Raw genomic sequence first — 5,486 nt, 5'->3', positions numbered from 1 at the left:
GTTCCATGAGCACCACCACCGTCACCGTCACCGGTATGACCTGCGGCTGCTGCGTCAACAAGGTCCGCGACAAGGTCGGCGCCCTACCCGGCGAGAGCCACATACCGTGCACGATCGGGCTGCCGAGGCCGGCCAGCTTGGCGGCGGCCTCGGAGGTGTGGATCGGGTTGTGGTCACCGGAGACCGCGGCGAAGGCGTGCATGGCGCGCGGGGCGGCCATCTGCACGTCGCGGCGACGGCGGCGCGGGGTGTCGGTGGCGGTGTCGGACACCGCACCGGCCGCACGCGGCGGATCGGTGAGCTCGCCCGCGCCGTTGCGGCCGCGGATGGCGAAGCGTTCGACGAGGCGGGCCAGCGGGGTGGCGTCGAGTCCCTGATCCAGGATCAGGCCGATGTTCACCACGACCTCGACCACGCGGCCCATGTCGGTGTCGACCACCGCCCCGCCTTCGGCGCGAACGACAAGAATGCTTGTCTCGGAGGGCAATTCGTTCAGCAGTTCGACCTGGTGATCGAGGTGGACCAGGTCGAGCATGCCCTCGATGACGCAGCCACCGACCGGGGTGCGAGCCGCGCCGAGCACCGCGAAGACCGCGGGCCAGCAGGCGCCGACGAGCACATCGGGGGCGGTGCGACCGAGGGTGCTGAGGGTGTCGGGCAGGCCGGAGCCGGTGACACCGGCGTGGTCGGCGATCAGGTCCGGCATCCACGCCAGATTGAGGTGCGCCACACCGGCTTTCACCTCGGGCAGCGACTTCCCGGCGGCAACGCCGAGCAGTGCCGACATCGCGATTTCGGCGTCGGCGTCGGTGATCACCGGCGCGCCACCGGAGTACACGCTCGCCGGCACGGTGATGCGGATCCGCACGGAGTCGCGGGCCAGCGGCACCGAAAGCTCCACGTAGCTGAATTCGCTTTCGGGCCCGGTGGTTTCGGTCAGCGTGGCGCCGGTGCTCTGATGCACCGCGCTCCCCTGCTCGACGGTCCACTCCGAGACGTCACCCAGGCGGTGCACCGGGTTGACGGTGGTGCGGCCGGCCCACTGCACATCGGGGGCGGCGAGCACGGTGTCGATCGCTCCCGCCACCACACCGGCGACGCGACGCGCGTCCACCGGCTCGGGAACGACACCGGCCCTGACCAGGCTGTACGCGGTGTCCTGTTCGAAGCGGTCGAGCAGTTCGCCGACCGGCTCGTCCACGCGGGTGATGCCGGCGACAGCGACGGTGCCGGGGATGACGCACACCTGATCGGCCGAGTAGCGCGGATCATGGGCCTGCCACAGCGAGTCCGAACGCCACCAGCGGCGCACATCGGCGTCGACGACGGGCACGAAGTTCACCGGCTTGCCCGGCGTCTTGCACAGGGAGACGAAGAACGGCACGTCGGCCGGGTGCAGCACGGTGTCCGCGACGGTCGGGTACTGCTTCTTCAGCTCGCACAACGCCTGCACGGGGTGCTCGAAGGCGTCGTCGTCGGCGAACAGGGTTTCGATCTCGCCGCTGTCGGCCGGGTTGAGCCGGGATTCGGTGCGGCGCATCATCTCCGCGAACCGGTCGCGCCAGCTGATGTCGAGCCAGTCCGAGCGGGTGGCGTCGCGGATCGCGTCACCGATATCGCTGCCGCAGTCGAACGAGATCGGCACCTCGCTCGACACAGCCAGCGAGACGTAGCGTTCCAGCCACTGCTGGTAGGTCATGGTGGCGATGTCGCCGAAGTAGGGCTTGGCGGTGGCGTCGAGCGCCGCGATGATCTCGGCGCGACGGCTCGCCACGGCCTCGGCATCGCCCGCGACCTCGTCGAGCAGGCGACCGGTGCGCGAGGCGGCGTTGTCGATCTCGTGGATGTCGGCGCCCAGCTGGCTGCGCCCGGAGGCCATTCCGCCGCTGGCGGTGCCCGCACCGACCCAATCGGGGGTGCCGGGGGTATCGACCAGCAGCTGCTTCACCGCGGGGGCGGTGGTGGCTTCCAGGGTCGCCATGGCCGCGGTGCCGACGAGCACACCGTCGAGGGGCATCAGCGGGTAGCCGTGGCCGGTGGACCAGGTGCCGGTGAGGTAGTCGGTGGCGCGTTCGGGGGTGCCGATGCCGCCGCCGACGCAGATCACCACATTGGCCTGGCTGCGCAGCTGGGCATAGGTCGCCAGCAGCAGGTCGTCGAGGTCTTCCCAGGAGTGGTGCCCGCCCGCCTTGCCGCCTTCGATGTGCATGATCACCGGGTAGTCCGGGACAGCGTCGGCGATGCGCAGCACGGCCTTGATCTGGGCGACGGTGCCCGGCTTGAACGCGACGTGGCTGATGCCGGCCTCGGACAGCTCGCCGATCAGCGCGACGGCCTCGTCGAGTTCGGGGATGCCCGCGGTGACGATCACGCCGTCGATCGGCGCACCCGCGGCCCGCGCCTTCTGCACCAGGCGCTTGCCGCCGAGCTGCAGCTTCCACAGGTAGGGGTCGAGGAACAGCGAGTTGAACTGCACCGCGCGGCCCGGATGCAGCAGCTGACGCAGCTCGCTCACCCGGTCGGCGAAGATCTGCTCGGTGACCTGTCCGCCACCGGCCAGCTCGGCCCAGTGGCCTGCGTTGGCCGCGGCCGCGACGATTTTCGCGTCGACGGTGGTCGGGGTCATGCCTGCCAGCAGGATCGGCGAGCGACCGGTGAGCTTGGTGAACGCGGTCTCGACGACGATGCGGCCGTTGGGCAGACGCACCGGCTTCGGCGCGAACGCCGACCACGGCGTCGACGCCTCGGGCGCGGCGCCCGGGGTGAGCAGGCTGCGCTGACCGGCGCGGGTGGCGGCGGCGACCACACCGACACCGGTGCCCTTGAGCGAGCCGCCGGTCACCCGCGAGAGCAGGTCGCCGGGGCCCAGGTCCAGGATCCACTGCGCGCCCGCGTCGACCACGGCGTCGACGGTGGCGACCCAGTCGATCGGGTCCACGAGCACCTGCTGGGTCAGAGCGGCGGCGAGGTCGGCGTCGATCTCGCACTGACGGGCCCAGCCCGCGACCAGTTCGACCGTCTCGGCGAGTGCCGGGTGGTGGAAGGCGACGTCGACGGCGATGTCCTCGAACACGGGCGCGAAGACCGCGCCACCGCGGGCCTTGCTCTCGCGCTCACGGGTCTGCTCGTCGTGCAGCTGCGCGCAACGCGTGCGCACTCGATCGATCTGCGCGGGCGCACCCGAGAGCACGACGCGCTTGCGCCCGTTGCGGATCGACACGACCGCGGCGACCGCGGGGTCGACTCCTTCGGCCACCTCGGCGACGATCGCCCGCAGCTGTTCGGGATCCACGTTCGACACCGCGACCATCGGCGAGCGCTCGCCCACCGGCATCAGTCCACGCCTGCGCGCGACGAGCCCGGCAGCGGCGCCGACGAGCTGGGCGATGGCCAGCAGCTCCGCGTCACGCGTGCCGCCCGCTTCGACCGCGGCGGCGGCGAACAGCCCCTGCGAGTGTCCGACGATGGCGACGGGAGCGTGCTCGACCGGGTCAAGGCCCTGCAAGCGCAATGCCCTGGTCGCGGCGAGCTGGGCCAGCAGTACGCCGGGCATGGACACAGCCACCGAGCGCAGCACCGCGTCCGAGGGCGCCGAGGACGGCTCCTCCGGCTCGTCGAGCTCGCTCTCGAGCACCCAGCCCATCGGGTCGAAACCGCCGGGGCGCACCACCAGCAACTGCGTCGCAACCGGCTCGAGTAGCACGGCCGCGTCGTTGACCAGCGCGGTCAGCTCGGGCTCCAGCGCGCTGTCGCGCCCGATCTCCTCGAGCTCGCGCAGCCACTGCGCACCCTGTCCACCGAACGCCAACGCGTATCCCGCCCCGTTGCGCAGCTGCTCCAGCAGCGCCGCGCGGACACCTCTCGCCTGGCCACGACCATTGGCGCTCGCGGTCGCTCCCATGCCGATTTCGGTGCTCTCGTTGATCGTCAAGACGCTCGACTTCCTTCTCCTGGCGTGTCGCCCACCGACGGCACGCACACGTTTCCGGCAGCCCCTCGGGCCTGTTGAGAGCCACAATCGCACAAAATCATGAGGAAAGCCTCACGTTTCCGGCCCGGTAGCGGGCTACTCCCCAGTATTTCTGTACGCCCGTACCGCAATCTTCTGAAACATGACGCAGCCTCATGTTTGAACGCGCAGGTCCGGCCTGTTACCCGAGTTCTCAAACATGAGTGCCCCTCACATTGAGAGTTACTGAATCGTTATAACCCCAGGTCGTGTTACCCACGAGTACGCCACGCCGCCCCAACGCTTCGCGAAGCCCGATTCGCCCGGTAGAGTTTGGACGGTCGTACACATCCAAGCGCGAGTGGCGAAATTGGCAGACGCGCCAGATTTAGGTTCTGGTGTCCACGGACGTAGGGGTTCAAGTCCCCTCTCGCGCACAGATTTGTGGCATACGTGCCACTTCGGACTCCAGCGTGTTCGAGTGCCCAGATCGTCTACGGCCTTGCCGTCGTGGGTGATGCGAGCCGTGTCATCGACCTCGCGGTGTGCTCACAGCTCTGGGCATGCCTGTCGGCCGGTACCGCGGAGGGAGATGACTTCCTCCATCGCGGAGTCGCCACCGAAGGCGAGCCCCGCGACGGCCTTTCTGAACTCATTGCGCTACTACGAGGCCCCTCGCTGATCGAACTACTTCCGCCGCCGGCCGGTCGTCGATCTGGATCATCGGATGGTCTCGTGGCGAGGCCGGTAGCGGATACAGGTGCCGTGACGCGGGACAACGACAACCGAGCGCCGGACGGGGCGTTCTTCGTCGGAATCGGCGGCGGTGTACCGGCCGTTGGTGAGCATGGTGTGGATGACCGTGGTGAGTTCGGTCATCGAGAAGCTGGCGCCGAGGCAGCGTTTGACGCCGCCCCCGAAAGGGATCCAGGCATAGGCATCGGGGCGCCGGTGCAGGAAACGGTCTGCCTGGAACTCGTGGGGATGGTCGTAGGTGGCGGGGTTCTTGTTGACCGCGTCGATGTAGAGCACGATCCGGGTGCCAGGGTCGAGGACGTAGTCGCCGAGCTCGTAGCGCCCGGTGGTGACTCGGCTGGTGAACGGCACCGGGGGGTGCAGTCGTAGGGTTTCGTTGATCACGGCGTGGGTGTGGGTGGTCTCACCGGTTTCGGCTTCGGCCTGAATGGTGGCGAGCACGTCGGGCCGATGCAGCAGCGCGTCGAACAGCCAGGCAAGTGTCGTGGCGGTGGTTTCGTGTCCCGCGAGCATCAGGGTGATCAGATCGTCGCGGATCTCGCTGTCGCTCAGCCCGTTTCCGTCTTCGTCGCGTGTGATGAGCATCAGCGACAGGATGTCGGTGCGGTCGGCGAGGCCGGGGTCGCGGCGACGCTGCGCGATCACCGGAGCCAGCACAGCGGTCAGTTCCCGGTTGATCCGGGCGCGGTCGGGCCACCACCGAAGCGTGCCGAAACCGCGTAGCGCATACCGCAGCGTGGTCTTCTCGGTGAGGCCTAGGTCGAGCAATTCCTCGAAGGGA

General features: G+C 69.1%; 2 protein-coding genes and 1 tRNA gene. 1 reads left to right on the top strand and 2 read right to left on the bottom strand.

From position 1 onward, the window contains the following. Positions 1-3,931, bottom strand: a 3,931-nt coding sequence (locus ACFWF3_RS22480) for a fatty acid synthase subunit beta domain-containing protein (protein WP_379315159.1), incomplete at its 3' end; no start/stop codon positions are given. 373 nt (positions 3,932-4,304) lie between these two features. Here ACFWF3_RS22480 and ACFWF3_RS22475 point away from each other — a divergent pair. Further along, positions 4,305-4,386 (top strand) — tRNA-Leu (locus tag ACFWF3_RS22475). Between the two features lie 283 nt (positions 4,387-4,669). On the opposite strand, the gene ACFWF3_RS22470 is transcribed toward ACFWF3_RS22475, so the two are convergent. Continuing rightward, on the bottom strand, positions 4,670-5,486 hold an 817-nt coding region (locus tag ACFWF3_RS22470), incomplete at its 5' end, for a cytochrome P450 (RefSeq protein ID WP_379315158.1).

The organism is Nocardia sp. NPDC060220 (genome assembly GCF_042727815.1).
Taxonomy (GTDB): Bacteria; Actinomycetota; Actinomycetes; order Mycobacteriales; family Mycobacteriaceae; genus Nocardia.
This window is presented reverse-complemented; position numbering and strand designations above follow the sequence as displayed.